23 protein-coding genes are annotated in these 25,758 nt (G+C 70.4%); 3 read left to right on the forward strand and 20 right to left on the reverse strand.

Annotated elements, in window-relative coordinates:
* Positions 1-77 precede the first annotated feature (77 nt).
* The 3 genes from JXZ78_RS04315 to JXZ78_RS04325 all read left to right on the forward strand — a co-directional run bounded on the left by JXZ78_RS04315 (position 78) and on the right by JXZ78_RS04325 (position 4,318).
* The gene (locus JXZ78_RS04315) at positions 78-1,313 is read left to right on the forward strand and encodes a sensor histidine kinase (RefSeq protein WP_030022181.1); all 1,236 of its coding nucleotides are present in this window, start codon (positions 78-80) and stop codon (positions 1,311-1,313) included.
* Positions 1,310-2,005, forward strand: coding sequence for a response regulator (locus JXZ78_RS04320; RefSeq protein WP_030022183.1), 696 nt, complete (start codon positions 1,310-1,312; stop codon positions 2,003-2,005). The genes JXZ78_RS04315 and JXZ78_RS04320 overlap by 4 nt, the downstream gene beginning before the upstream one ends.
* Positions 2,006-2,185: 180 nt before the next feature.
* Complete coding sequence (locus tag JXZ78_RS04325; RefSeq protein WP_030022184.1) at positions 2,186-4,318, forward strand: glycoside hydrolase family 18 chitinase; 2,133 nt, start codon at positions 2,186-2,188, stop codon at positions 4,316-4,318.
* 99 nt (positions 4,319-4,417) lie between these two features.
* On the opposite strand, the gene JXZ78_RS04330 is transcribed toward JXZ78_RS04325, so the two are convergent.
* From JXZ78_RS04330 to thrB, 20 genes are all read right to left on the reverse strand, one after another.
* On the reverse strand, positions 4,418-4,867 hold the full coding sequence (locus JXZ78_RS04330) for a DUF2550 domain-containing protein (protein WP_030022185.1): 450 nt from the start codon (positions 4,865-4,867) through the stop codon (positions 4,418-4,420).
* Between the two features lie 149 nt (positions 4,868-5,016).
* Positions 5,017-5,400: a F0F1 ATP synthase subunit epsilon gene (locus tag JXZ78_RS04335; protein ID WP_030022186.1), complete on the reverse strand. Its 384-nt coding sequence runs from the start codon at positions 5,398-5,400 to the stop codon at positions 5,017-5,019.
* Between the two features lie 108 nt (positions 5,401-5,508).
* Positions 5,509-6,951, reverse strand: a complete 1,443-nt coding sequence (gene atpD, locus JXZ78_RS04340) for a F0F1 ATP synthase subunit beta (protein ID WP_030022187.1) — start codon at positions 6,949-6,951, stop codon at positions 5,509-5,511.
* A gap of 5 nt (positions 6,952-6,956) precedes the next feature.
* Complete coding sequence (locus JXZ78_RS04345; RefSeq protein ID WP_030022188.1) at positions 6,957-7,877, reverse strand: F0F1 ATP synthase subunit gamma; 921 nt, start codon at positions 7,875-7,877, stop codon at positions 6,957-6,959.
* Between the two features lie 20 nt (positions 7,878-7,897).
* On the reverse strand, positions 7,898-9,490 hold the full coding sequence (gene atpA, locus JXZ78_RS04350) for a F0F1 ATP synthase subunit alpha (RefSeq protein WP_030022189.1): 1,593 nt from the start codon (positions 9,488-9,490) through the stop codon (positions 7,898-7,900).
* A 149-nt stretch (positions 9,491-9,639) separates the two neighbouring features.
* A complete protein-coding gene (locus tag JXZ78_RS04355; protein ID WP_030022190.1) occupies positions 9,640-10,455 on the reverse strand; it encodes a F0F1 ATP synthase subunit delta in 816 nt (271 codons plus the stop codon).
* The gene (locus JXZ78_RS04360) at positions 10,452-11,000 is read right to left on the reverse strand and encodes a F0F1 ATP synthase subunit B (protein WP_275127463.1); all 549 of its coding nucleotides are present in this window, start codon (positions 10,998-11,000) and stop codon (positions 10,452-10,454) included. The genes JXZ78_RS04355 and JXZ78_RS04360 overlap by 4 nt, the downstream gene beginning before the upstream one ends.
* 62 nt (positions 11,001-11,062) lie before the next feature.
* A complete protein-coding gene (atpE, locus tag JXZ78_RS04365; RefSeq protein WP_030022192.1) occupies positions 11,063-11,302 on the reverse strand; it encodes an ATP synthase F0 subunit C in 240 nt (79 codons plus the stop codon).
* An 80-nt stretch (positions 11,303-11,382) separates the two neighbouring features.
* Positions 11,383-12,180, reverse strand: coding sequence for a F0F1 ATP synthase subunit A (gene atpB / locus JXZ78_RS04370; protein ID WP_030022193.1), 798 nt, complete (start codon positions 12,178-12,180; stop codon positions 11,383-11,385).
* A gap of 279 nt (positions 12,181-12,459) precedes the next feature.
* On the reverse strand, positions 12,460-12,897 hold the full coding sequence (locus tag JXZ78_RS04375; RefSeq protein WP_030022194.1) for a Cg1360 family ATP-synthase-associated protein: 438 nt from the start codon (positions 12,895-12,897) through the stop codon (positions 12,460-12,462).
* A gap of 289 nt (positions 12,898-13,186) precedes the next feature.
* Entirely contained in the window at positions 13,187-14,569 is a 1,383-nt protein-coding gene (locus JXZ78_RS04380; RefSeq protein WP_030022195.1) for an MraY family glycosyltransferase, read from the reverse strand.
* A gap of 99 nt (positions 14,570-14,668) precedes the next feature.
* Positions 14,669-16,006, reverse strand: a complete 1,338-nt coding sequence (glyA, locus tag JXZ78_RS04385; RefSeq protein WP_030022196.1) for a serine hydroxymethyltransferase — start codon at positions 16,004-16,006, stop codon at positions 14,669-14,671.
* A gap of 655 nt (positions 16,007-16,661) precedes the next feature.
* Positions 16,662-17,324 (reverse strand): arsenate reductase/protein-tyrosine-phosphatase family protein, encoded by a 663-nt coding sequence (locus JXZ78_RS04390; protein WP_030017732.1) that lies wholly within the window; start codon positions 17,322-17,324, stop codon positions 16,662-16,664.
* Positions 17,321-17,968, reverse strand: coding sequence for an L-threonylcarbamoyladenylate synthase (locus JXZ78_RS04395; RefSeq protein ID WP_030017733.1), 648 nt, complete (start codon positions 17,966-17,968; stop codon positions 17,321-17,323). The genes JXZ78_RS04390 and JXZ78_RS04395 overlap by 4 nt, the downstream gene beginning before the upstream one ends.
* 53 nt (positions 17,969-18,021) lie before the next feature.
* Entirely contained in the window at positions 18,022-18,861 is an 840-nt protein-coding gene (gene prmC / locus JXZ78_RS04400; protein WP_030017734.1) for a peptide chain release factor N(5)-glutamine methyltransferase, read from the reverse strand.
* Positions 18,862-18,973: 112 nt separating this feature from the next.
* The gene (gene prfA, locus JXZ78_RS04405; RefSeq protein ID WP_030017735.1) at positions 18,974-20,053 is read right to left on the reverse strand and encodes a peptide chain release factor 1; all 1,080 of its coding nucleotides are present in this window, start codon (positions 20,051-20,053) and stop codon (positions 18,974-18,976) included.
* Positions 20,054-20,235: 182 nt separating this feature from the next.
* The gene (gene rpmE, locus JXZ78_RS04410) at positions 20,236-20,460 is read right to left on the reverse strand and encodes a 50S ribosomal protein L31 (RefSeq protein ID WP_030017736.1); all 225 of its coding nucleotides are present in this window, start codon (positions 20,458-20,460) and stop codon (positions 20,236-20,238) included.
* Positions 20,461-20,633: 173 nt separating this feature from the next.
* Positions 20,634-21,758 carry an LCP family protein gene (locus JXZ78_RS04415; protein WP_030017737.1) on the reverse strand — a complete coding sequence of 375 codons (1,125 nt, stop codon included), beginning with the start codon at positions 21,756-21,758 and terminating at the stop codon, positions 20,634-20,636.
* Between the two features lie 384 nt (positions 21,759-22,142).
* Positions 22,143-24,233, reverse strand: a complete 2,091-nt coding sequence (gene rho / locus JXZ78_RS04420) for a transcription termination factor Rho (RefSeq protein WP_030017738.1) — start codon at positions 24,231-24,233, stop codon at positions 22,143-22,145.
* Between the two features lie 361 nt (positions 24,234-24,594).
* Positions 24,595-25,512 carry a homoserine kinase gene (thrB, locus tag JXZ78_RS04425; RefSeq protein ID WP_030017740.1) on the reverse strand — a complete coding sequence of 306 codons (918 nt, stop codon included), beginning with the start codon at positions 25,510-25,512 and terminating at the stop codon, positions 24,595-24,597.
* Between the last annotated feature and the right edge of the window lie 246 nt (positions 25,513-25,758).

A 25,758-nucleotide genomic window follows, 5' to 3' on the forward strand; every position in this document is an offset into this window, starting at 1 on the left:
TTCGATGTAGCGCGCGGCGCCACGGGTTCGGCCGGGGCGTGGAGGCGACGGGCCGCGCCGCCGTGTTTGATGGAGGGGTGACCGCGAGACCCTTCGCCGCCCTGGCGCGCCCGCACCGCGACGACGTGTGCATCGCCGTCGGCGGCCTGCTCGGCGGTCTGCTGCTGTGGCAACTGGGACTGCACAGCAGCCCGCCGCTGCTGGACGTGCCCTCCTGGCTCGGCCTGGTGCCGCTGGCCGTCCTGTCCGGCATCGAATTGCTGCGCCGGACCGCTCCGCGCACCGCGCTGGGCCTGGCGACCGTCGCGCTCGTCGCCGACGTGTGCTGCGGCGGGCTGCTCGTCACGATCGTGATGTTCACCGACATCGTCTACGCCGCGGTGCTGTACGGGCCCCCGGGCACCGCCCGGCGCGTGCCGGTCATCAGCGTCCTGCTCACCGTCGTCGCCACCATCGTCCCGGTGGCGGTCCTGCACGACCCGCAGGCCCTGCTGCTCGGTCTCGGCGTCGGCTTGATCACCATCAGTCCCGCCTGGACCGGCGTCATCATCCGCGAACACCGCAACGCCGCCCGGGCCGCCCGCCTGGAGGCCGAACAGACCGCGCTGCTGGCCGAGATGGACCGTACGCAGGCCATCATCGCCGAACGCGCCCGGATGGCCCGCGAACTGCACGACATGGTCGCCAACCACCTGTCCGCCATCGCCATCCACGCCACGGCCGCGCAGTCCATCGACGACCCGGGCGCCAGCCGCGAGGCCCTCGGCGTGATCCGCGAGAACAGCGTGCAGGGCCTCGCCGAGATGCGGCGCCTGATCGGCCTGCTGCGGGACGCGAAGGGCTCCGACGGCACGGCGGAGGCGCAGGCCACCCCCACGCTGGACGGGCTCGAAGCGCTCCTGGCGCAGGCCCGCGCCAACGGGTCGAGCAGCGGCCTGGCGTTCACCCTGGAGGACGCCCGGGCGGACGGCGGCGGCGCGCGGCTCCCCGCCCCGGTGGAGCTGGCCGCGTACCGCATCGTCCAGGAATCCCTGACCAATGCCCTCAAGCACGCCGCGCCCGGCGATGTCGTGGTCCGTATCGCCCACGGTTCCGACGCCTCGCTCACCGTCTGCGTCACCAGCCCTTTCGGTGACCGGCCCGGCCCCCGTGCGCCGGGCTCCGGTGCCGGACTGATCGGCATGCGGGAGCGGATCGAACTGCTCGGCGGCCGGTTCGAGGCCGGTCCCGAGGACGGCGGCGAGCACGCCGACGGCAAGGTATGGCGGGTACGGGCCACCCTTCCCGCCCGCGAGGAGGAAGAACGACGATGACCGCTGCCACCGGCCGCCCGGTCCGGGTGCTGATCGCCGAGGACCAGTCCGCCGTACGGGCCGGGCTGGCGCTGATCCTGCGCTCCGCCCCCGACATCGACGTGGCCGGGGAGGCCGCGGACGGCGAGGAGGCGGTGCGGCTGGCCCGCGAACTGCGGCCCGACCTGGTCCTGATGGACATACAGATGCCCAAGCTGGACGGCGTCTCGGCCACCCGGGCCATCGTCGACGAGCAGCTGGCCGACGTCCTGGTGCTGACCACCTTCGACCTGGACGAGTACGTCTTCGGGGCGCTGCGGGCGGGGGCCGCCGGCTTCCTGCTCAAGGACAGCGAGGCGGCGGCGCTGCTGGACGCGGTGCGCACGGTGGCCGCCGGGGAGGGGATGATCGCCCCGGCCGTGACCCGGCGGCTGATCGCGGAGTTCGCCAACCCCCGTACGGTGCGGCGGCCCGCCGGTGCCTCGGCGCCGGACCCGGCCGTCCTGGACGCGCTGACCCGCCGTGAACGCGAGGTGCTGGGCTGCCTGGGCCGGGGCCTGTCCAACGCCGACATCGCGGAGCGCCTGGCGATGGCGGAGGCCACGGTGAAGACGCACGTCAGCCGGCTGCTGGGGAAGCTGGAGCTGCGCAGCCGGGTGCAAGCGGCGGTATTGGCGCAGGAGTTGGGTGTCGGCGACGGCCGGGAAGGGTAAAGGGCGCCGCCGCGCCGGGCGGGCGCGGCGGAGGGTGCCATCCACTTTGGTCCAGACCTCTTGACCGTAGGTCTGGACCTTTTTACGCTCCCTTCACATCTTCGCGGTGAGCGCGCCCCACAGCGCTCACCGGGCGGCGCAGGTTCTCCCCCACCTCCACCCCCTTACCTGGGAGCATCCGTGACACCCGGAACCCTGACACGCACCACCCACGCCCGACGAAGAACCCTCGCGTTCCTCACCGCACTCCTCCTGCCCGTGGCGGCGCTCATCGGTCTGGCCGGCGCCACCCCCGCGCACGCCGCCGAGTCGGCGACCGCCACGTACACCAAGGTCTCCGACTGGGGCGCCGGCTTCCAGGGGCAGTGGACGGTGAAGAACACCGGCGACACCACCATCGACGGCTGGACCGTCGAGTGGGACTTCCCCTCCGGCACCACCGTCGGCTCCGCCTGGGACGCCCAGGTCAGCGGCTCGAACGGCCACTACACCGCCAAGAACGTCAACTGGAACGGCACCATCACCCCCGGCGCCTCGGTCAGCTTCGGCTTCATCGGCACCGGCTCCGGCGGCGGTGACGTGAGCGGCTGCAAGCTCAACGGCGGCTCCTGCGACGGGGCCCAGCCCGGTGACACCCCGCCGTCCGCGCCCGGCAAGCCCGTCGCCGGCGACATCACCGACACCTCCGTACGGCTGACCTGGACCGCCGCCACCGACGACAAGGGCGTCAAGAACTACGACATCCTGCGCGACGGCACCAAGGTCGCCACCGTCGAGAAGCTCGCCTACACCGACAGCGGCCTGACCAAGGACACCGCGTACACCTACACCGTCGTCGCCCGCGACACCGCCGACCAGACCGGCCCCGCGAGCGAGCCCACCGCCGTCCGCACCACCGGCGGCGGACAGCCCGGTGACACCCCGCCCTCCGCGCCCGGCAAGCCGGTGGCCGGCGACATCACCGACACCTCCGTACGGCTGACCTGGACCGCCGCCACCGACGACAAGGGCGTCAAGAACTACGACATCCTGCGCGACGGCACCAAGGTCGCCACCGTCGAGAAGCTCGCCTACACCGACAGCGGCCTGACCAAGGGCACCGAGTACGCCTACACCGTCGTGGCCCGCGACACCGCCGACCAGACCGGCCCGGCCAGCGCCGCCACCACCGTCCGCACCACCGGAGGCGGCGGACAGCCGGTCGACGCGGTCAAGCTGGGTTACTTCACCGAGTGGGGCGTCTACGACCGCAACTACCACGTGAAGAACCTGGTCACCTCGGGCTCCGCGAGCAAGCTGACACACATCAACTACGCGTTCGGCAACGTCCAGGGCGGCCGGTGCACCATCGGCGACGCCTACGCGGCCACCGACAAGGCGTACACCGCCGACCAGAGCGTGGACGGCGTCGCCGACACCTGGGACCAGCCGCTGCGCGGCAACTTCAACCAGCTCAAGAAGCTCAAGGCGAAGTACCCGAACATCAAGCTCCTGTGGTCCTTCGGCGGCTGGACCTGGTCCGGCGGCTTCACCGACGCGGTCAAGAACCCGGCCGCCTTCGCCGACTCCTGCTACCAGCTGGTCAACGATCCGCGCTGGGCCGGCCTCTTCGACGGCATCGACCTGGACTGGGAGTACCCCAACGCCTGCGGCCTGACCTGCGACACCAGCGGCCCGGCGGCCTTCAGCACCATGATGCAGGCGTTCCGTGCCAAGTTCGGCAAGCAGCTGGTGACCGCAGCGATCACCGCCGACGGCTCGGACGGCGGCAAGATCGACGCGGCCGACTACGGCGGCGGCGCGCAGTACGCCGACTGGTACAACGTCATGACGTACGACTTCTTCGGCGCCTGGGACAAGACCGGTCCCACCGCCCCCCACTCGCCCCTGACGTCCTACCCCGGCCTCCCGAAGCAGGGCTTCACCACCGACGCCGCCCTGCAGAAGCTCAAGGCCAAGGGCGTCCCCGCGAAGAAGCTGCTGATCGGCATCGGCTTCTACGGACGCGGCTGGACCGGCGTCACCCAGGACGCCCCCGGCGGCACCGCCACCGGTCCGGCCCCCGGCAAGTACGAGGCCGGCATCGAGGACTACAAGATCCTCAAGGCGAGCTGCCCGTCCACCGGCACCGTGGCCGGCACCGCCTACGCCCGCTGCGGCGGCAACTGGTGGAGCTACGACACCCCGGCGACCATCGTCGGCAAGATGAACTACGCCAAGCAGCAGGGACTGGGCGGCGCGTTCTTCTGGGAGTTCAGCGGTGACACCGCCAACGGCGAACTGATGACCGCCATCGACAGCGGCCTGAAGTAACCCGGCTCACCACCCCCGGACCGGCCGGGGAGGCGGCGTCGCCCCCGCCTTCCCGGCCTTCCGGCCGTTCAGCCGACGGACGGCCGGACCTCGAAGGCCCTACGCCACATTCACCCTCTGGCCGGGAGGCGCCGCCTCCAGCCACGCCAGGAACCCCGTCAGGGCGTCCTCGCTCATCGCCAGCTCCAGCCTCGTACCGCGGTGGCGGCAGGCGAGCACGACGGAGTCGGAGAGCAGGGCCAGCTCCTCCTCGCCCTGGGGGGTGCGGCGCTCCAGCACCTCGATGGCGAAGCGTTCCAGTTGGCGGCGGGGGCGGGGCGCGTAGGAGAAGACGCGGAACCACTCCACCCGGTCACCGTTGTAGCGGGCGACCCCGTAGATCCAGCCTTTGCCGCTGGGCTCGGCCTCCTCGTCGGGCACGTTCCAGCGCAGGCTGCAGTCGAAGGTGCCGCCGGAGCGCTGGATGAGCCGTCGCCGTAGACCGAAGACGAAGAGCCCCAGCAGCACCAGTACGACGACCGCGCCGCTCACGAGCAGAGCGAGGACCATCCGAACCGACCTCCTCGCCTCGATGGGGGTACCCGCGCGCCGGTTCGGGCGCGAGGGGGAAAACGCACCTGCATTGCCTCAGCCGCGGACCGCCCTGGAGGATTCCAGCGCAGCCCGCGGCTGAGGGACGAACTCGTCGGTGGAGGGCTTCAGTGCACGCCCGCCACCGCGCGCAGCCGGACATCGGCGCGGCGCTCGGCGGCCGCGTCGGCCTCCGACTTCGCCCGCTCCAAGGCCCGCTCCGCGCGCTGGACATCGATCTCGTCGGACAGCTCGGCGATCTCCGCGAGCAGAGACAGCTTGTTGTCGGCGAACGAGATGAAACCGCCGTGCACGGCGGCGACGACGGTGCCGTCCCCGTCCTCGCCGGTCGTACGAATCGTCACCGGGCCGGACTCCAGCACGCCGAGCAGCGGCTGGTGGCCCGGCATGACGCCGATGTCGCCCGACGAGGTGCGCGCGACGACCAGGCCGGCCTCGCCCGACCAGACCTGACGGTCGGCGGCGACCAACTCGACGTGCAGCTCAGCCACGATGGCTCCTCGGGTCTCCACCTGCCGGGTACGGCAGATGTTGGGTCAAATACTAGTGGTCGTACGGACCGGGGGCGGCCATGGCCGCCCCCGGAACGAGGCCGGCCGTCAGGAGACGCCCAGCTCCTTGGCGTTCGCCTTCAGGTCCTCAAGGCCACCGCACATGAAGAACGCCTGCTCGGGGAAGTGGTCGTACTCACCGTCGGCGATCGCGTTGAACGCCGCGATGGACTCGTCCAGCGACACGTCCGAGCCGTCGACACCGGTGAACTGCTTCGCCACGTGGGTGTTCTGCGACAGGAAGCGCTCGATACGACGGGCACGGTGGACGGTGAGCTTGTCCTCCTCGCCCAGCTCGTCGATACCGAGGATCGCGATGATGTCCTGCAGGTCCTTGTACTTCTGCAGGATCGTCTTGACCCGCGAGGCACAGCTGTAGTGGTCCTGCGAGATGTACCGCGGGTCCAGGATGCGGGACGTCGAGTCCAGCGGGTCCACCGCCGGGTAGATGCCCTTCTCCGAGATCGGACGCGACAGAACGGTGGTCGCGTCCAGGTGGGCGAAGGTGGTGGCCGGCGCCGGGTCGGTCAGGTCGTCCGCGGGGACGTAGATCGCCTGCATCGAGGTGATCGAGTGACCACGGGTCGAGGTGATGCGCTCCTGGAGGAGGCCCATCTCGTCCGCCAGGTTCGGCTGGTAACCCACCGCGGACGGCATGCGGCCGAGCAGGGTGGACACCTCGGAACCCGCCTGGGTGTACCGGAAGATGTTGTCGATGAAGAAGAGGACGTCCTGCTTCTGGACGTCACGGAAGTACTCCGCCATCGTCAGACCGGCCAGCGCGACCCGCAGACGGGTGCCCGGGGGCTCGTCCATCTGGCCGAAGACCAGCGCGGTCTTGTCGATGACGCCGGAGTCCGTCATCTCCTCGATCAGGTCGTTGCCCTCACGGGTGCGCTCGCCGACACCGGCGAACACCGACACACCGTCGTGGTTGTTGGCCACGCGGTAGATCATTTCCTGGATGAGGACGGTCTTGCCGACGCCCGCGCCGCCGAACAGACCGATCTTGCCGCCCTTGACGTACGGGGTCAGCAGGTCGATGACCTTGACGCCGGTCTCGAACATCTCGGTCTTGGACTCCAGCTGGTCGAAGCTGGGGGCCTTGCGGTGGATCGGCCAGCGCTCGTTGACCTCGACCGTGGACGGGTCCACGTTCAGGATCTCGCCGAGGGTGTTGAACACCTTGCCCTTGGTGACGTCACCGACGGGCACGGTGATGCCCGCGCCGGTGTCGGTCACCGAGGCCTGGCGGACCAGGCCGTCGGTGGGCTGCATCGAGATCGCACGGACCACGCCGTCACCCAGGTGCTGGGCGACTTCGAGGGTCAGCGTCTTGAGCTTGCCCTCTTCGGCCGGGTCGGCGACCTCGACGTGCAGCGCGTTGTAGATGTCCGGCATCGCGTCGACGGGGAACTCCACGTCGACGACCGGGCCGATGACCCGCGCGACGCGGCCCGTCGCCGTGGCCGTCTCAACAGTGGTGGTCATAGTTGTCAGTCACTCCCCGCGGTCGCGTCGGCCAGTGCGCTCGCGCCACCGACGATCTCGCTGATTTCCTGGGTGATTTCGGCCTGGCGGGCCGCGTTGGCAAGCCGCGAGAGCGACTTGATGAGTTCTTCCGCGTTGTCGGTCGCCGACTTCATCGCCCGCCGCGTGGCGGCGTGCTTGGAGGCGGCGGCCTGGAGCAGCGCGTTGTAGATGCGCGACTCCACGTACCGCGGCAGCAGGGCGTCCAGGACGTCCTCCGCCGACGGCTCGAAGTCGAACAGCGGCAGGATCTCGCCCTTGGACGACTCCTGCGCCTCCTCGGCCGTCTTTTCGAGGCTGAGCGGCAGCAGCCGGTTGTCCACCGGCGTCTGCGTCATCATCGAGACGAACTCGGTGTAGACGATGTGCAGCTCGTCCACGCCGCCCTCGGCCGTGTCCTGCTGGACGGCGGCGATCAGCGGCCCGGCGACGGCCTTGGCGTCCGCGTACGTCGGGCTGTCGGTGAAGCCGGTCCACGACTCCGTGACCTTGCGCTCACGGAAACCGTAGTACGAGACACCCTTGCGGCCGACGATGTAGGTGTCGACCTCCTTGCCCTCGGCCTTGAGCCGCCCGGTGAGCTGCTCGGCGGCCTTGATGGCGTTGGAGGAGTAGCCGCCGGCCAGACCGCGGTCGCTCGTGATGAGCAGCACCGCGGCCCGGGTGGGCTGGTCCACCTCGGTCGTCAGGGCGTGCTTGGTGTTCGAACCGGTCGCAACCGCCGTCACCGCGCGGGTGAGCTCACTCGCGTACGGCGTCGATGCCGCCACCTGGCGCTGCGCCTTGACGATGCGCGAGGCGGCGATCATCTCCATCGCCTTGGTGATCTTCTTGGTCGCGGTGACGGAGCGGATGCGACGCTTGTAGACCCGGAGCTTGGCTCCCATGGATCAGGTCCCTTCCGTCGTCACTTGCTCGTGCTGACCGGAGCGTCCTCACCGAGAAGCTTGCCGTCCGAGGTCTCGAACTGCTGCTTGAAGGTGGAGACCGTGTCGGTGAGCGCCTGGATGGTGTCGTCGGACATCTTGGCGCCCTCGGCGATGCTGGTGAGCAGCTCCTTCTTCTCGCGGCCCATCCAATCCAGCAGCTCGCGCTCGAAGCGGCGGATGTCCTGGACCGGGACGTCGTCCATCTTGCCGGTGGTACCGGCCCAGATGGAGACGACCTGCTCCTCGACGGGCATCGGCTGGTACTGGCCCTGCTTGAGCAGCTCGGTCATGCGCTGACCACGGGCGAGCTGGGCCTTGGAGGCCGCGTCCAGGTCGGAACCGAAGGCGGCGAACGCCTCCAGCTCACGGAACTGGGCGAGGTCCACGCGGAGCCGGCCGGAGACCTGGCGCATGGCCTTGTGCTGGGCGGAGCCACCGACGCGGGAGACCGAGATACCGACGTTCAGCGCCGGGCGCTGGCCCGCGTTGAACAGGTCGGACTCCAGGAAGCACTGGCCGTCGGTGATGGAGATGACGTTGGTCGGGATGAACGCCGACACGTCGTTCGCCTTGGTCTCGACGATCGGCAGACCGGTCATCGAGCCGGCACCGAGCTCGTCGGAGAGCTTCGCGCAGCGCTCCAGCAGGCGGGAGTGCAGGTAGAAGACGTCACCCGGGTACGCCTCACGGCCCGGCGGGCGGCGCAGCAGCAGGGACACGGCGCGGTAGGCGTCGGCCTGCTTCGAGAGGTCGTCGAAGATGATCAGGACGTGCTTGCCCTGGTACATCCAGTGCTGGCCGATGGCCGAGCCGGTGTAGGGCGCCAGGTACTTGAAGCCCGCCGGGTCGGACGCCGGGGCGGCGACGATGGTCGTGTACTCCAGGGCACCGGCCTCCTCCAGCGCGCCGCGCACGGACGCGATGGTGGAGCCCTTCTGGCCGATGGCGACGTAGATGCAGCGGACCTGCTTCTTCGGGTCGCCGGAGCGCCAGTTGTCGCGCTGGTTGATGATCGTGTCGACGGCCAGGGCGGTCTTGCCCGTCTGGCGGTCGCCGATGATCAGCTGACGCTGGCCACGGCCGATCGGGACCATCGAGTCGACGGCCTTGTAGCCGGTCTGCATCGGCTCGTGGACCGACTTGCGGACCATGACGCCCGGAGCCTGGAGCTCCAGCGCGCGGCGGCCCTCGGACTCGATCTCGCCGAGGCCGTCGACCGGGTTGCCCAGCGGGTCGACGACGCGGCCGAGGTAGCCCTCGCCCACGGCGACCGAGAGCACCTCACCGGTGCGGCGCACCGGCTGGCCCTCCTCGATACCGCTGAACTCGCCGAGGACCACCGCACCGATCTCGCGCTCTTCCAGGTTCAGCGCAAGACCGAGCGTGCCGTCCTCGAACTTCAGCAGCTCGTTCGCCATCGCCGAGGGAAGACCCTCGACCTTCGCGATGCCGTCACCGGCCTCGCTGACCGTCCCGACCTCCTCGCGCGAGGCCGCGTCCGGCTTGTACGCCTGGACGAAGTTCTCCAGCGCGTCCCGGATCTCCTCCGGCCGGATCGTGAGCTCCGCCATCTGGGTTCCCTGCTCTCCTTGTTGGGCCCGTCGTCGTTTACGGGGGACTGTGCGTCCCCCGCCGCAGGCAGGGGCGGTTGCCCCCGTGATGTCACTGCGTCCACGGCCCAACTCGGGCCGCCGTACTACTTCTTGAGTTGGTGGGTGGGTCAGCCGGCCATCCGCCGGGACGCCTCTTCGAGGCGTGCCGCGATGCTGCCGTTGATGACCTCGTCGCCGATCCGGACCTGGACGCCGCCGAGGACCTCGGGGTCCACGTCGAGGTTCAGGTGGACCTGCCGTCCGTACACCGCCGCCAGGGCCGCGCCGAGGCGCTGCCGCTGGGTGTCGCCGAGCGGCACCGCGGAGGTGACCACCGCGACCATCCGGTCCCGGCGGGCCGCGGCCAGCTTGGACAGGGCGTCCAGCCCTGCTTCCAGGCTACGGCCCCGCGGCTGTGCGACAAGCCGGACCACGACGCGCTCGGTGACCGGGTTGGCCCGGCCGCCCAGCAGCGAGCGCAGCAGCTCGGCCTTGGCCGGCCCCTGCGCGGTGCGGTCGGTCAGTGCCGCGCGCAGTTCGTGCGACGAGGCGACGATCCGGCTGAACCGGAACAGCTCGTCCTCGACGTCGTCGAGGGCGCCCGCCCGCTGCGCCGCGACGAGGTCGGCGCCGTACGCCAGCTCCTCCGTCGCGTCCGCCAGGTCGCGGGAGCGCGACCAGCGGGAGCGGACCATGCCGGAGAGCAGGTCGACGGTCTCGCCGCCGACCTGGCCGCCGAACAGGCGCCCGGCCAGCTCGGCCTTGGCCTCGCCGGCCTGCGCCGGGTCGGTGAGGACCCGACGCAGCGACACCTCGCGGTCGAGCAGAGCGGTGACGGCAGCCAGCTCCTCGGCGAGCTTCGTCGCGTCGACGGTCGTGTTGTCCGTCAGCGCGTCGAGCTGCTCGCGTGCGGAGGCGAGTGCCTCGCGGCTCGCTCCATTCATCGGCCGGCCTCTGCCTTCGTCGGGTCCGACGCCGCCTTGGCCTCGAGCTCGTCGAGGAAGCGGTCGATGGTCCGGCTCTGGCGGGCGTGGTCCTCCAGGGACTCACCGACCAGCTTGCCCGCCAGCTCCGTGGCGAGCTTGCCCACGTCCTGGCGCAGCGACTGCGCGGCCTGCTTGCGGTCCGCCTCGATCTGGGCGTGGCCGGCCGCGATGATCTCCTCGCGCTGCCGCTGGCCCTCGGCACGCATCTCGGCGATCAGGGTCGCTCCCTGCTCCTGCGCCTCCTGGCGCAGCCGGGCGGCCTCGTGGCGCGCGTCGGCGAGCTGGGACCGGTAGTCCTCCAGGACCTGCTGGGCCTCGGCCTGTAGGGCATCCGCCTTCTCGATGCCGCCTTCGATCTGCTCGCGGCGCTTGTCCAGAACGTTGTTGATGTTCGGGAGGAGCTTCTTCGCGAGGAAACCGAAGACGATGAAGAAAGCGATCAGGCCGATGACCAGCTCTGGAATCGGCGGGACGAGGGGGTTCTCAGGAACCTCCGCCGCCATGTTCACCAGGGCGCTCACATCAATGCCTTCCGTCTAAGTGGCGTCGTCGGTGCGTTCCGTGATTAGGACGGGTACGCGTAACCCATGACGATGCCGATGAGGGCGAGCGCCTCGCAGAAGGCGAAGCCCATGATCTGGTTGGTGCGGATCAGGCCGGCGGCCTCGGGCTGACGGGCCAGGGCCTGGGTGCCGTTACCGAAGATGATGCCGACGCCGACGCCGGGGCCGATGGCGGCGAGGCCGTAGCCGATCGAAGCGACGTTGCCAGTGAGGCCGGCGGCGAGTTCGAGAGTCGCGGACATGCCGTGTCTTCCTTCTCTTTCATGGACCGGTGGGGGTTGGCCACCGGACGTCTGGTGGAACTGCTGGGGTACCTGGGGGCTCAGTGGTGCTCGGCGAGCGCGCCCTGGATGTAGTTGCAGGCCAGGAGCACGAAGATGTACGCCTGGATGGCCTGGATGAAGAGCTCGAAGGCCGTCATCACGATGGTCATGACGAACGAGACGCCCGCGTAGGCGATGCCGATGCCGTTCAGCAGGTACCAGCTGGCGACGGTGAACATCAGGATGAGCATGTGGCCGGCGAACATGTTCGCGAACAGCCGGACCGCGTGCGTGAAGGGCCGGATGATCAGGTGCTGCAGCAGTTCCAGGAACATGATCAGCGGGAGAACCCAGCCGAGCGACTTGTCGTAGCCGGTGAGGTTCTTCAGACCGCCGACGAAGCCCTGGCGCTTGAACGTCAGCACGAGCCAGGTGATGTAGACCACCAGGGCCAGGCCCATGGGGAACGCGATGACCGAGGTCACCGGGAACTGGGCGACCGGGATGATCGACCAGAGGTTCATGATCCACACGAAGAAGAACAGCGCGACCATGAAGGGGACGAACTTCTCGCCCTCCTTCTTGCCGAGCGCGTCGTAGACGAGCCCGCGGCGCACGAAGTCGTAACCCGCCTCACCGATCATCTGCAGCTTGCCGGGCACCACCTTGGCGCGGCCGAAGGCGGCCCAGAAGAACGCCACGATGATCACCGTGCTGACCAGGGCCAGCAGCATCGGCTTGTTGAACTCGTAGCCACCGATGGTGAAAAGGGGCTCGAAGACGAACGAATGAAGGCCCGGGGCCTCGAAGCCACACCCCGGGATGAAGAGGTGGCACTCCGTGTCGAGGGCGAGCATCGTTTCAGCACTCACCGCGAGCTCCTTCAGCGTGGCGCATGGGTACGGCAACCTCGTTGTGTCGGCGCGGCATTGAGCCACGGTGCGGCACTGGACTGGTCTTACGGATTGGGGGGCGGCTGATCGGCGCGGGGCCGGATCGGGTCACAGGCATCGGCCGGACGTGCAACCGGTTCCCTGACTCGGAACCTGGAGGCTCAGCCGCCTGCGCCGACTGCGCCGCAGTTGGCACCGGACGATAGCAGGCTCTCGCGTGGGCTTTTATTCCGGCCCTACGGCTCACGTCCGCGACCCCGTGGTTTCCGCCTTCTTGGAGTCGGCGGATTCGGGATTCACGTAGAGAACCTTTGCCTTCATATAGCTGCGGGCCTGGAAGGCGATCCACACCAGGACGGTCGCGAGCAGGGTGAAGGCGAACGCCCTGACGTTGAAGAGCGTGGTGTCCTTGAAGACGATCATGAAGACCGCGACGGCCAGGATCTGCACCGCGTACAGCAGCAGTCCCATCATCTGAAACAGATCCGGGAGGCGCTTCGCGGTCTGCTGGAGAACCACCAGACCCGACCCCATCAGCAGCAGCACCAGCACCGTTCCGATGGCAGCACCGATCGCGCCCTGCCCGCCCGCGACCACAGCGCTGATCACGACGCCGACGGCGCCGGTGGCAAGCGAGGGTACGGAGACATTGGCAAGTAGGCGGGCGTCAGTGGACTGCATGGCGGCGCTCCGGCAAAAAATGGGGGTGGTGTCGTCAAGGACGAGCGTAGACCCGGCCTGAGGGAGAACCTGAGGCCGAAAGACCGTCGCACTTCGGTCCTTCGGCTCTGTCGCCGGGTTTCGTGAACGGTATCACAAACTATTTGATGAGGTCTTTACCTGCTCGGTGTGCTACCCGTCACACGTGAGCAGTAATCCGCGCGTTGGAGCGCGACATGGCGGCACCCTGTCTGCTATGTAACCCAATGGGGGGATTTTCGAGCGTCGCTCGTACGAGCGAAAACGCGCCTCAGCGATGACTTCCGGCCTTACGCCGGTCGGTGAACCGCGACCGGTCACCGATCGCGGTGGCCCCGTTGACACCCGACGGCACCGGCTGCCGCTCCCGCTCCGGAGCGCCCTCGCCGTCCGGCGTCCGTCCCCCGTCCGGGTGCCCGGCCTCGTCGATCGCCGCGCTCTCCGCCGCGGCCGCGGCGACCGCCGCCGCCTGCACGCTGCGCCGGTACCGCGGCGGCACCATCCACTCCATCCAGCGCGGCGCCCGCGGCGTGAAGCGCGGCAGCAGCAGGAGGACGAGCCCGATCGCGCTCAGCAGCACGATGCCCAGCACGACCCAGACGCTCGCGTTGTTGACCGAGTACGCCACGGCGCCGAAGGCGATCAGCGCGGACCAGAAGTACATGATCAGGACGGCGCGGCTGTGCGAGTGGCCGATCTCCAGCAGCCGGTGGTGCAGGTGGCCGCGGTCGGCGGCGAACGGGGACTGGCCCTTCCACGTACGGCGCACGATGGCCAGCACCAGGTCGGCGACCGGTACCGCGATGATCGTCAGCGGCAGCAGCAGCGGGATGTAGACCGGCACCATCGCGTGGGTGGCCTCGCGGACGCTGCCCGCCTTCAGGTTGAGCAGGTCCGGGTCGACCTGGCCGGTCACCGAGACCGCGCCGGCCGCCATGACCAGCCCGATCAGCATCGAGCCCGAGTCGCCCATGAAGATCCGCGCCGGGTGCATGTTGTGCGGCAGGAAGCCCAGGCACATGCCCATCAGGACGACCGAGAACAGCGTCGCGGGCGCGGCCGCCTCGATGCCGTACCCGAACCACATCCGGTACGCGTACATGAAGAACGCCGCGGCGGCGATGCACACCATGCCGGAGGCCAGCCCGTCGAGGCCGTCCACGAAGTTGACGGCGTTGATGGTGATGACGACCAGAGCGACCGTCAGCAGCGTGCCCTGCCAGGGGCTCAGCGAGACCGTGCCGATGCCCGGCACCGGGATCCACAGGATCGTCAGGCCCTGAAGGACCATCACACCGGCGGCGATCATCTGCCCGCCGAGCTTGACCAGCGCGTCCACGCCCCACTTGTCGTCCAGCACGCCCAGCACCCAGATCAGCGCGGCGCCCGAGAGCAGGGCGCGCGGCTCGTTGGAGTGCTCGAAGACGGACTTGAGGTTGGTGAGATGGGCCGCGACCAGCAGGCCCGCGCACAGCCCGCCGAACATGGCGATGCCGCCGAGGCGCGGGGTGGGTTCGCGGTGCACGTCGCGCGCGCGGATCTCCGGCATCGCGCCGGCCGCGATGGCGAATTTCCGTACCGGCCCGGTCAGCAGGTAAGTGACCGCGGCCGTGACGCACAGCGTCAGCAGGTATTCACGCACGGGCTGCCCCATTGGTATCGCTGGCCATCACAGCCACACACCATATGCGTGTCCGCCCCCTATCCGTGAACGTAAGAGAAGACACCCCCGCCCCGCGCATGGTTCCAGAGCTCAGCCCGGATGGGGATATGGGGGAAAGCGCCGGACCAATGCCATGGTCTCCGCGCGGGCGCCCGGGTCCTCCCGTACGGCCGCCGCGATCAGCGCGCCGACCCGCACCGCCTCGTCCTCGCCCATGCCCTGGGTGGTCAGGGCGGCGGCCCCCAGCCGCAGCCCGGGGCGGCGTCCTGACGGGTCCTCGGGGCACGGCAGGGCGCAGGTGTCCAGCACGATGCCCGCCGCCGCGCAACGTCCCCTGGCCGTACGGGCGTCCGCGCCCAGCGGCGCCGGGTCGGCGGTGATCAGATGAGTGTCCGTACCGCCGGTGGTGACCGGCAGGCCCTCCTCGGCCAGCGAACCGGCCAGCGCCCGGGCGTTGGTGACGACCTGCCGCGCGTAGCCGGCGAAGGCGTCGGTGGCGGCCTCGCCGAACGCGACGGCCTTGGCGGCGACCGCGTTCATCTGGGCGCCGCCCTGGGTGAACGGGAAGACCGCCCGGTCGATGCGCTCGGCCAGCTCGGCGCCGCACAGGATCATGCCGCCCCGGGGGCCGCGCAGCACCTTGTGGGTGGTCGCGCACACCACGTCCGCGTACGGGACCGGGCTGGGCGCCAGGCCCGCGGCGACCAGCCCGATGGGGTGGGCGGCGTCCGCGATGAGGTACGCGCCCACCTCGTCGGCGATCTCCCGGAAGACGGCGTAGTCCAGATGCCGCGGATAGCAGATCGAGCCGCAGACGATGGCCTTGGGCCGGTGGCGGCGGGCCAGCGCGCGCACCTCGTCGTAGTCCAGCAGGCCGGTGTGCGGGTCGACGCCGTACCCGGTGAAGTCGAACCAGCGGCCGGAGAAATTGGCCGGGGAACCGTGCGTCAGGTGCCCGCCGTGCGGCAGCGCCATGGCCAGGACGGTGTCACCGGGGCGCAGCAGGGCGGCGTACGCGGCCAGCACGGCCGAGGACCCGGAGTGCGGCTGGACGTTCGCGTGCTCGGCACCGAACAGGACTTTGGCACGTTCCACCGCCAGCCGCTCGGCAAGATCCACGACCTCGCACCCGCCATGGTGACGGGCGCCCGGATAGCCCTCGGCGTACTTGTTGGCGAGCGGGGAGCCGAGGGCGGCCAGCACGGCCCGGGAGGCGAAGTTCTCGGCGGCGACGAGCTGCAGCCCGTCGCCCTGCCGGGCCGCCTCGGCGAGCAGCACGCCGGCGATCTCGGGGTCCTGCTCCAGCAGCCCCGCGAAGTCGGGCGTCCAGGCGGGCGGCGTGTACCCGCCGTGCCCCGCCCCTGCCCCGGCCGCCTCCCTCCGGGCAGCCGTGATGTCGCTCCGGGATGACGTGGTGGTGGCGGGCATGGCGCGCTCCGGGCCTCGGACGGGGACGTGGTCCCAATGTAGGCGCGGTGGGGGCTTGGGGCGCGGTGGAGGGAGCTGGAGGGGGTGGGTGGGGGCGGGGGTCTATGAAGGGTGGGGTGGGGGCTACGAGGCGGGGGGCGGGGAGCTGCGAGGGTGGGGCGGGATCGCTCGCCCTACGGGGCGCACGCGCACGTTCCCCCACCGGGGGCCTACCCAGCCGCAGCCGCACCGAAGCTCGCACATCCAAGCCGACCCGGGCCCGGACCGCCCGCCCTACGGGGCGACCGCTCACGTTCCCCCACCGGGGGCCTACCCAACCGCAGCCACACCGAAGCTCGCACATCCAAGCCACACCAGGGCCGGACCGCTCGCCCTACGGGACGCTCACGCACATCCCCCCACCGGGGGCCTACCCAACCGCAGCCACACCCAAGCTCGCGCACCCAAGCCACGCCACGACCGCACCCCCCGCCCTACGGGACGCACGCTCACATCCCCCACCGGGGGCCTACCCGGACCGGACCGGAACGAAGCCACGAAGCCACAACCCTCAGCTCCCCCAAGAGCCCGGCCCCAGCCCCAGCCCCGCCCCACACCCCTCAACGCCCCCAGAAGCCCCGCCCCCGCCCCCGCAGCCCCGGCCCCTCCCGGACCCTCAGGCGCGTGCGGGAACCCCCGTCAGCGCCGTCACGACAGGGTCCAGCGCCTGGTTGATCTCGTCGCCGATGGAGCGGAAGAACGTGATGGGCGCGCCGTACGGGTCGTAGACCTCGTCCGCCTCCGGGTTCGGCGCCAGCAGCCAGCCGCGCAGCGCCGCCGCGGCGCCGACCAAGGCGCGGGCGCGTTCGACCAGCCCGCCGCCGGGCAGCGCCGGGTCGGGCTCGGGCAGCGTGGCCGGGTCTATGGCCCGTACGAGGCGGTTGAACTCCTTCAGGGTGAAGGTGCGCAGCCCCGCGGAGTGGCCCATGGAGATGACCTGGGCGCGGTGGTCGCGGGTGGCGGTCAGCACCAGGTCGGCCCGGATGACGTGCTCGTCCAGCAGCTCACGGCCGGTGAAGTCGGCCGGATCCGCGCCGTAGTCGGCCAGAACCGTGGCGGCGTGGGTCTCCATGGGCGCGCCTTCGTGGCCCCAGGTGCCGGCGCTCTCCACGACCAGGCCGCCGCGGTCCGCGCCCAGCCGCAGGTCGAGGGCGTGCCGGTGCAGCCGCTCGGTGATGGGCGAGCGGCAGACGTTGCCGGTGCTGACGTGGAGGATGCGGAACGTGCGGTAGCTGTCCTCGCCGGGTCCCGCTATGCCACGCCCGAGGGGCGCAATCAATTCGCCACCTCGAGCCCGGGAGCCACCTTGCGCAGCTCCTCCGCGCTGATCGCGCCCTCGCGCAGCAGCAACGGCGTCGGCCCGGTGACGTCCACGATCGAGGACGGCACGGCGGCGGGGGTCGGGCCGCCGTCCAGGTAGACGGAGACGGAGTCGCCGAGCATCTCCTGGGCGGCGTCGCAGTCCTGCGGCGACGGGTGCCCGGTGAGGTTGGCGCTGGAGACGGCCATCGGGCCGAACTCGGTCAGCAGCTCGATGGCGACCGGGTGCAGCGGCATACGGACCGCGACCGTGCCGCGGGTCTCCCCCAGGTCCCAGGTCAGCGACGGCTGGTGGGTGGCGACCAGGGTCAGCGCGCCGGGCCAGAAGGCGTCGACCAGTTCCCAGGCCTGCTCGGAGAAGTCCGTGACGAGCCCGTGGAGGGTGTTCGGGGAGCCGACGAGCACCGGGGACGGCATGCCGCGCCCGCGCCCCTTGGCCTCCAGCAGGTCACCGACGGCCTCGGCACTGAACGCGTCCGCGCCGATGCCGTAGACGGTGTCGGTCGGCAGCACGACCAGCTCGCCGCGACGGACGGCCGATGCGGCCTCGCGCAGACCGGTCGCGCGGTCGGTCGCGTCGCTGCAGTCGTATCGCCGTGCCATTTAACGGACCTCCTCGTGCGGAACGTACAGATGACTCGTGGGGGCCGGGCTCGTCATGGCGTCGCCCTGCGCGCGGTGGCGAAGCGGGGCCGGTTGTTCAGGTCGGGGTGGTCGGCCGCGTCGGCCCACCCCCGTTCCTCGGTGAAGATCCACGGAACCTGGCCGCCCTGGGTGTCGGCGTGCTCGATGACCACGACGCCGCCGGGCCGCAGCAGCCGGTGTGCGGTCCGCTCGATGCCCCGGATGGTGTCCAGGCCGTCCTGGCCCGAGAACAGCGCGAGCTCGGGGTCGTGGTCGCGTGCCTCGGGTGCGACGTACTCCCACTCGGTCAGCGGGATGTACGGCGGGTTGGAGATGACCAGGTCCACCTGGCCGTCCAGCTCGGGAAGCGCGGTCAGCGCGTCGCCCTGCTGGAGAACGACGCGGGACCCCTCGACGTTCTTACGGGCCCACTGCATGGCCTCGTCGGACAGCTCGACGGCGTGCACCCGGGAGCGCGGCACCTCCTGCGCCAGGGCGAGCGCGATGGCTCCGGAGCCCGTGCACAGGTCCACGATGAGCGGTTCGACGACGTCCATGGCCCGTACCGCGTCTATCGCCCAGCCGACGACCGACTCGGTCTCCGGGCGGGGTACGAAGACGCCGGGGCCGACGTGCAGCTCCAGGTAGCGGAAGAAGGCCCGCCCGGTGATGTGCTGGAGCGGTTCGCGGGCCTCGCGGCGGGCGACGGCCTCCCAGTAGCGGGCGTCGAAGTCCGCGTCGGGGACCCGGTGCAGTTCACCGCGCTTGACGCCGTGGACGTGTGCGGCGAGTTCCTCGGCGTCGAAGCGCGGTGAGGGTACGCCGGCGTCGGCCAGCCGCTGGGTGGCCTGGGCCACCTCGGCGAGCAGCACGGTGCGGGGATTGGGCCCGCGGCGGGGCCGCTGGGGGTCGTGACCCCCGGAAGGCGACGGCACGCTGTTCCTCCGGCTCGTTCTACGGGCGTTTTACGGGCGTTCTGCGGGCTTACTGGGCGGCGGCCAGCTTGGCGGCCGAGTCGGCGTCCACGCACGCCTGGATGACCGGGTCGAGCTCGCCGTCGAGCACCTGGTCCAGGTTGTACGCCTTGAAGCCGACGCGGTGGTCCGAAATGCGGTTCTCCGGGAAGTTGTACGTCCGGATGCGCTCGGAGCGGTCGACGGTACGGACCTGGCTGCGCCGGGCGTCCGACGCCTCCTTCTCGGCCTCTTCCTGGGCGGCGGCCAGCAGCCGCGACCGCAGGATGCGCAGGGCCTGCTCCTTGTTCTGGAGCTGGCTCTTCTCGTTCTGGCAGGAGACGACGATGCCGGTGGGCAGGTGGGTGATCCGTACGGCGGAGTCGGTGGTGTTGACCGACTGGCCGCCGGGGCCCGACGAGCGGTAGACGTCGATGCGCAGGTCGTTCGGGCCGATCTCGACCTCGACCTCCTCGGCCTCGGGCGTGACGAGCACGCCGGCCGCCGAGGTGTGGATGCGGCCCTGGGACTCGGTGGCGGGCACCCGCTGGACGCGGTGCACGCCGCCCTCGTACTTCAGGCGGGCCCACACGCCCTGGCCGGGCTCGGTGGCGCCGTTGCCGCCCTTGGTCTTCACGGCGACCTGGACGTCCTTGTAGCCGCCGAGGTCGGACTCGTTGGCGTCGAGGATCTCGGTCTTCCAGCCGACGCGCTCGGCGTAGCGCAGGTACATGCGCAGCAGGTCGCCGGCGAACAGCGCGGACTCCTCGCCGCCCTCGCCGGCCTTGACCTCCAGGATGACGTCCTTGTCGTCGCTGGGGTCGCGCGGGACGAGCAGCAGCCGCAGCTTCTCGGTGAGCTCCTCGCGGCGCGCTTCGAGGTCCTTGACCTCGTCGGCGAAGTCCGGGTCGTCGGCGGCCAGTTCGCGGGCCGTGTCGATGTCGTCGCCGGTCTGCTTCCAGGCGCGGTACGCCGTGATGATCGGGGTCAGCTCGAAATAGCGCTTGTTGAGCCGCTTGGCCTCGCGCTGGTCGGCGTGGACCGCGGGGTCGGCCAGTCGCTTCTCAAGGTCGGCGTGCTCGCCGATCAGTTCCTCGACCGCCTCGAACATCGTGGGGGTTCCTCACCTGGCTGTGTCTTCCGGGATCCGGGGGTTCCCGGTTGCCGGTTGCCGGCACGTGTGCGGCGGGGCCGCGGCCCCTGGGACCTCCGGCGGGGTCCGTGGCCTGGACGACAAAACGCCGGTCCGCCGCCCCTTCGCGGGGCGAGACGGAACCGGCGCCTTGCGGGTCGCTACTTCTTGGCGGCGCCGGCGCCCTTGCCGAAGCGGGCCTCGAAGCGGGCCACACGGCCACCGGTGTCGAGGATCTTCTGCTTGCCCGTGTAGAACGGGTGGCACTCGGAGCAGATGTCGGCACGGATGGTGCCGCCGGCCACGGTGCTACGGGTGGTGAACGACGCGCCACAGGTGCAGCTGACCTGGGTCTCGACGTACTCCGGGTGGATGTCGCGCTTCAAGGGAATCTCCTAGGTTCGGGAGGGCTCCGGGTCGTTCCGCGGATTGCGTCACGTGAACCGGGGCCGACGGTCCAGTCTGCCAGGACTGGCCTCATCTCCCAAAACCGGGGGGCGCCGGATTTTGTTCCCGGGCGGTCCGCGGCGTCGGGAGACGGGCCGAAGAAACGATTCCGCTACTTGACGTAGCTGTCCGTTCCACCCTTGTCACCTGCGGAATCCTTGATCGCTTCCTTGGGGATGTCCCGGTCCTGGCGCAGCGCGTCCCAGACCTGCCCGGACTGCTTCTCCAGCGGCAGCACCCGGGACGGGTTCTTCGGGTCGTAGGTGACCGGCAGCGTGACCATGTCGATCTGGTCCGCCCCGATGCCGCCCATCTCCTTGGCGAGTCCCATCAGCGCGTTGACCGAGTTCAGGTCGCTGTCGGTGGTGATGGCCTTGGTGGCGGTGTCGGCGATGCCGTAGAGCTTCGTCGGGTTGGACAGCAGCCCGATGCTCTTCACCTGCTTCATCAGTGCCTTGATGAAGGTCTGCTGGAGCTGGATGCGGCCCAGGTCGCTGCCGTCGCCGCCGGGCACGCCGTGCCGGGTCCGTACGAGGCCGAGGGCGTCCTCACCGTTGAGGGTGTGCTTGCCGGGCTCCAGGTTCAGGTGGCTCTTGTTGTCGTGGATGGGCTTGGTGGTGGTGATGTCCACGCCGCCGAGGGCGTCGATGAGCTTCTTGAAGCCGTTGAAGTCGACCTCGACGAAGTGGTCCATCCGGATGCCGCTCATCGCCTCGACGGTCTTGACCGCGCAGGCCGGGCCGCCGACCTCGAAGGCGGTGTTGAACATGGCCTTGCGCTGGCCCGGTACGTTCTTGCCGTCCTTGGTGCAGTCGGGGCGCTGGACCAGGGTGTCGCGCGGGACGCTGACGACGCTGGCCTTCTTGTGGCCCTTGAAGATGTGCACGATCATCGCGGTGTCGGAACGGGCGCCGCCCTCGTCGGTGCCGTACTCGCCGTTCTTGCCCGCCCGGGAGTCGGACCCCATGACGAGGATGTCCATCGACCCGTCGTCGTTGTCCTTGGGCCGGTCCTTGCCGAGGGCGGCGTTGATGTCGACGCCCTTCAGGTTGCCGTTGAGTTTGAAGTAGACGTAGCCGAGTCCCGCGCCACCGAGCAGTACGCAGCTGACCAGCGCGCACACGGTGATCGTCAGGGCGCGGCGGCGCCGGGTCGGACCCTTGCGCCGGCGGCCCGTGGCACGTATGCCGCGGGAACGGCTCTTGGCCGTGTTCGCGGCCCTGCTGTCGTCCGCCATCTGCTCCTCAGTCCTCGTTCTCTCGCCTGCCCCTCGCCGCCACCGTTCAGCGTCCGGCCACGGTTTGTTGCTCCTTGAAAGACGGGGGGCAGACCGGAAGGGTTGCACAACGGGATTGAGAGCCATTCTTAGAAACCGGCCCGCCGGAACTCCGGCCAAAAGTCGACTTTTACCGGGGTGACCAGGGGTTTCGTCCGAGGACAGAAAGCGGAGTGATGGCCTCCGGGGGCGCCGCGCGTGTGCGCAAGGCAACAATCTGCGGGTTTGCGCCGACAGCACGAAGCCCTCCCCGCCACCGAAGTGACCGGGAGGGCTCAGCCGTGCGGTTACGGCCGTGTCCGGCGCCTGTACGGGCGCCGGCGGGCCGTTCGTACGGGGCCGGCGTCAGTCGTTGCCGTTGCCGTTGCCCATACCGGGCGTCGTCTTCTGGATCTGGAGCAGGAACTCCGCGTTGGACTTCGTCTGCTTCATCTTGTCCAGCAGCAGCTCGATGGCCTGCTGCTGGTCCAGGGCGTGCAGCACGCGGCGCAGCTTCCAGACGACGGCCAGCTCGTCGCTGCCCATCAGGATCTCTTCCTTACGGGTGCTGGACGCGTCCACGTCCACCGCCGGGAAGATGCGCTTGTCCGAGAGCTTCCGGTCGAGCTTGAGCTCCATGTTGCCGGTGCCCTTGAACTCCTCGAAGATCACCTCGTCCATCCGCGAGCCGGTCTCGACCAGCGCGGTGGCCAGGATGGTCAGCGAGCCGCCGTCCTCGATGTTGCGCGCGGCACCGAAGAACTTCTTCGGCGGGTACAGCGCGGTCGAGTCGACACCACCGGACAGGATGCGGCCCGACGCCGGGGCGGCGAGGTTGTACGCACGGCCCAGACGCGTGATGGAGTCCAGCAGGACGACCACGTCGTGCCCCAGCTCGACCAGGCGCTTGGCGCGCTCGATGGCCAGTTCGGCGACGGTGGTGTGGTCCTCGGCCGGACGGTCGAAGGTCGAGGAGATGACCTCGCCCTTGACCGACCGCTGCATGTCGGTGACCTCTTCCGGACGCTCGTCGACCAGGACGACCATCAGGTGGCACTCGGGGCTGTTGCGGGTGATCGAGTTGGCGATCGCCTGCATGATCATGGTCTTGCCGGTCTTCGGCGGGGCCACGATCAGACCGCGCTGGCCCTTGCCGATCGGCGCGACCAGGTCGATGATGCGCGGCGTCAGCGCGCCGGGCTCACCTTCCAGGCGCAGCCGCTCCTGCGGGTAAAGGGGCGTCAGCTTGCCGAACTCCGGGCGGCCGCGGCCCTGTTCGGGCGAGACACTGTTGACGGTGTCCAGGCGCACCAGCGCGTTGAACTTCTCGCGGCGCTCGCCCTCGCGGGGCTGGCGGACCGCGCCGGTGACGTGGTCACCCTTGCGCAGGCCGTTCTTGCGGACCTGGGCGAGCGAGACGTACACGTCGTTCGGTCCCGGCAGGTAGCCGGAGGTCCGGATGAACGCGTAGTTGTCGAGGATGTCGAGGATGCCCGCGACGGGGATCAGCACGTCGTCCTCGGAGACCTGCGGCTCGTTGCCGAAGCCCTCGTCACGGCCACGGCGGCCACGGCGGTCGCGGTAGCGGCCGCGGCGCCCGCGGCGCCCGCCCTCGAAGTCGTCCCCGTCCTCGTCGGCCCGACGGTTGTCCCGGTTGTCGCGGCCGTCACGCTGCTGGCGGTTGCCGCCGCCCTGCTGGTTGCCGCCGTCACCGTCGTTGTTCTTGTTGCGGCGGTCGCGCTGGCCGCGCTCGCCCCGCTCACCGCGCTCGCCCCGCTCACCGCGGCCCTGGCGGTCGCCCTTCTGGCCGCGGTCCTGGCGGTCCCCGCGGTCCTGGCGGTCGCCCTTGCCCTGGCGGCCCTCGGCGTTGTCCGCGGCGGCCTCGGCCTTGGCGTCCTCGCGCTGTGCGGTGCGGGTGTCGGCCTTCGCCTCGGTCTTGCCCTCGGCCTTCGCCTCACCGGCGTTGTCGGGGCTGCCCGCGGCGGCGGTGGCGCGGCGCCGGCGGCGCTCGCCGGCCGGCTGCTCGTCGCTCGGCTGGCCCGGGATGTCGATCTGCTGCTGGCCGGCGCTCTTGTCGGCGGCGGCCTTGCCGTCCGCCTTGCCGTCCGCCTTGCCCGCGGCCTTGGCGTCGCCGTCCTCGCCCGTACGGGCCTTGGAGGTCGCCCGGCGCTTGGGCTTGGTCTCGGCCTCTGCGGGCGCGTCGCCCTTGGCGGCGGCGCCGGAACCGGAGCCGGCGGCCTGCTTCTCCTTGATGACCTCGATCAGCTGGCTCTTACGCATCCGCGCGGTGCCCTTGATACCGAGGCTGGAGGCGACCTGCTGCAGCTCTGCCAGGACCATGCCGTCCAGGCCGGTGCCGGAACGGCGGCGCCGCGCAGGCGCGGCGGGAGCGTCCGTGGCGGGCGCGGTGGCACTGCCATCGGTGCGTACGCCCATCAGATCGGTGGTGTCGCTCACGAAGGGTCCTTCCCTGGAGCGGGCGTCGGCCTGTCTGGCTCGGCGACCGGTTGTGCTGTCCGGCTGCGGTCCCGTACTTGCGGACCTGGCCGGGGCGGTGGTCCCGCCGGAAATGGCGGAGAGATCAGTTCATGGTTCCGGCGCGAAGAGATGTCTGTGACTCATGTCCGTCACGCCGATTCCGGAGCGTGCTCGCATCTGCTCAGGCAACTGCTCCAAGCAGTTTGGGAGGCTCCCGGAAGAAAGGTGGTCCCGATGGGGGACACGGAATACCGCGCCGCAGAGGCGTCACGTACTCACTTGAGGTTAACACTACCGGATCCAACAAACATTCCCCCTCTCGAAGACCGGCAATCGTCGATCACCCGGCGAGCGGCAGCACCGAGGTGCCCGCCGCGTCGAGGGCCAGCCGGTTGGCCGCCCACCCCTCGCCCGCGAGGCCGGCGACCTTGTCGGCCGCGTCCTCCTGGACCAGCGCGAGGACCGTGGGTCCCGCGCCGGAGACGACCGCGGGGACGCCGTCCGCCCGCAGTCGGTTCACCAGGGCCAGGCTCTCCGGCATCGCGGGAGCACGGTACTCCTGGTGAAGTCGGTCCTCGGTCGCGGCCAGCAGCAGCTCGGGGCGCCTGGTCAGGGCCTCGACGAGCAGTGCGGCGCGGCCGGCGTTGGCCGCGGCGTCCACGTGCGGGACGGTACGCGGCAGCAGGCCCCGCGCGGTCTCGGTGAGCACCGGCTTGCCCGGTACGAAGACCACCGGAACGATGGAATCGGCGGGATCCATCCTGATCGCGCGCGCCGATCCGGTATCGGTCCAGGCCAGGGTGAAGCCGCCGAGCAGACAGGCGGCGACATTGTCCGGATGTCCCTCGATCTCGGTGGCCAGTTCCAGCAGCGCCGCGTCGTCCAGCTTCTGTTCGGCCCCTATGGTCACCGCGCGGGCGGCCATGATGCCCGCGCAGATCGCGGCGGAGGAGGAGCCCAGGCCGCGGCCGTGCGGGATGCGGTTGGCGCACACGATCTCCAGGCCGCGCGGCTGCCCGCCGAGCAGGTCGAAGGCGGCGCGCAGGGACCGTACGAGAAGGTGGCTCTCGTCGCGCGGCAGGGTGTCGGCACCCTCGCCGGCGATGTCGACGTGCAGGCCGGAATCGGCCACCCGCACCACGACGTCGTCGTACAGACCCAGGGACAGCCCGAGGGCGTCGAAGCCGGGACCGAGATTGGCGCTGGTCGCGGGGGTGCGCACCCGGACGGCGGCGGCGCGGAACGCTGGACCGGCCATCGCTCGATGACTCTCCTTGATGTGATGCTGCGGCACTGCCCCGGAGCGCCGCGGCACCTGGGTGCCCGGCCGGCTCATGGGGACCGTTCTTGACCTGCCCTGCACACCACTGCGACATGCCGTGGGGAGGGGAGTTGGCTGCCAGCCTATCGAAGGAAGGTTCTGTGGCGACATAGGGCGCACAGGAGGCGCACGATGCGTGTCGCGCGCCGCCCACGGCCCACGGCCGCCTTTGCAGCCTTTGCA

The organism is Streptomyces monomycini (genome assembly GCF_022271435.1).
GTDB lineage: Bacteria > Actinomycetota > Actinomycetes > Streptomycetales > Streptomycetaceae > Streptomyces > Streptomyces monomycini.

Bases quoted from the DNA above. Each gene is read 5' to 3' on its own strand.
- JXZ78_RS04320 (WP_030022183.1), top strand. From the start codon at position 1,310: ATGACCGCTGCCACCGGCCGCCCGGTCCGGGTGCTGATCGCCGAGGAC.
- JXZ78_RS04330 (WP_030022185.1), bottom strand. From the start codon at position 4,867: ATGGTCCTCGCTCTGCTCGTGAGCGGCGCGGTCGTCGTACTGGTGCTG.
- atpD (WP_030022187.1), bottom strand. From the start codon at position 6,951: ATGACCACCACTGTTGAGACGGCCACGGCGACGGGCCGCGTCGCGCGG.
- JXZ78_RS04345 (WP_030022188.1), bottom strand. From the start codon at position 7,877: ATGGGAGCCAAGCTCCGGGTCTACAAGCGTCGCATCCGCTCCGTCACC.
- atpA (WP_030022189.1), bottom strand. From the start codon at position 9,490: ATGGCGGAGCTCACGATCCGGCCGGAGGAGATCCGGGACGCGCTGGAG.
- JXZ78_RS04355 (WP_030022190.1), bottom strand. From the start codon at position 10,455: ATGAATGGAGCGAGCCGCGAGGCACTCGCCTCCGCACGCGAGCAGCTC.
- JXZ78_RS04360 (WP_275127463.1), bottom strand. From the start codon at position 11,000: ATGGCGGCGGAGGTTCCTGAGAACCCCCTCGTCCCGCCGATTCCAGAG.
- atpE (WP_030022192.1), bottom strand. From the start codon at position 11,302: ATGTCCGCGACTCTCGAACTCGCCGCCGGCCTCACTGGCAACGTCGCT.
- atpB (WP_030022193.1), bottom strand. From the start codon at position 12,180: ATGCTCGCCCTCGACACGGAGTGCCACCTCTTCATCCCGGGGTGTGGC.
- JXZ78_RS04375 (WP_030022194.1), bottom strand. From the start codon at position 12,897: ATGCAGTCCACTGACGCCCGCCTACTTGCCAATGTCTCCGTACCCTCG.
- JXZ78_RS04380 (WP_030022195.1), bottom strand. From the start codon at position 14,569: ATGGGGCAGCCCGTGCGTGAATACCTGCTGACGCTGTGCGTCACGGCC.
- glyA (WP_030022196.1), bottom strand. From the start codon at position 16,006: ATGCCCGCCACCACCACGTCATCCCGGAGCGACATCACGGCTGCCCGG.
- JXZ78_RS04395 (WP_030017733.1), bottom strand. From the start codon at position 17,968: ATGGCACGGCGATACGACTGCAGCGACGCGACCGACCGCGCGACCGGT.
- prfA (WP_030017735.1), bottom strand. From the start codon at position 20,053: ATGTTCGAGGCGGTCGAGGAACTGATCGGCGAGCACGCCGACCTTGAG.
- JXZ78_RS04415 (WP_030017737.1), bottom strand. From the start codon at position 21,758: ATGGCGGACGACAGCAGGGCCGCGAACACGGCCAAGAGCCGTTCCCGC.
- thrB (WP_030017740.1), bottom strand. From the start codon at position 25,512: ATGGCCGGTCCAGCGTTCCGCGCCGCCGCCGTCCGGGTGCGCACCCCC.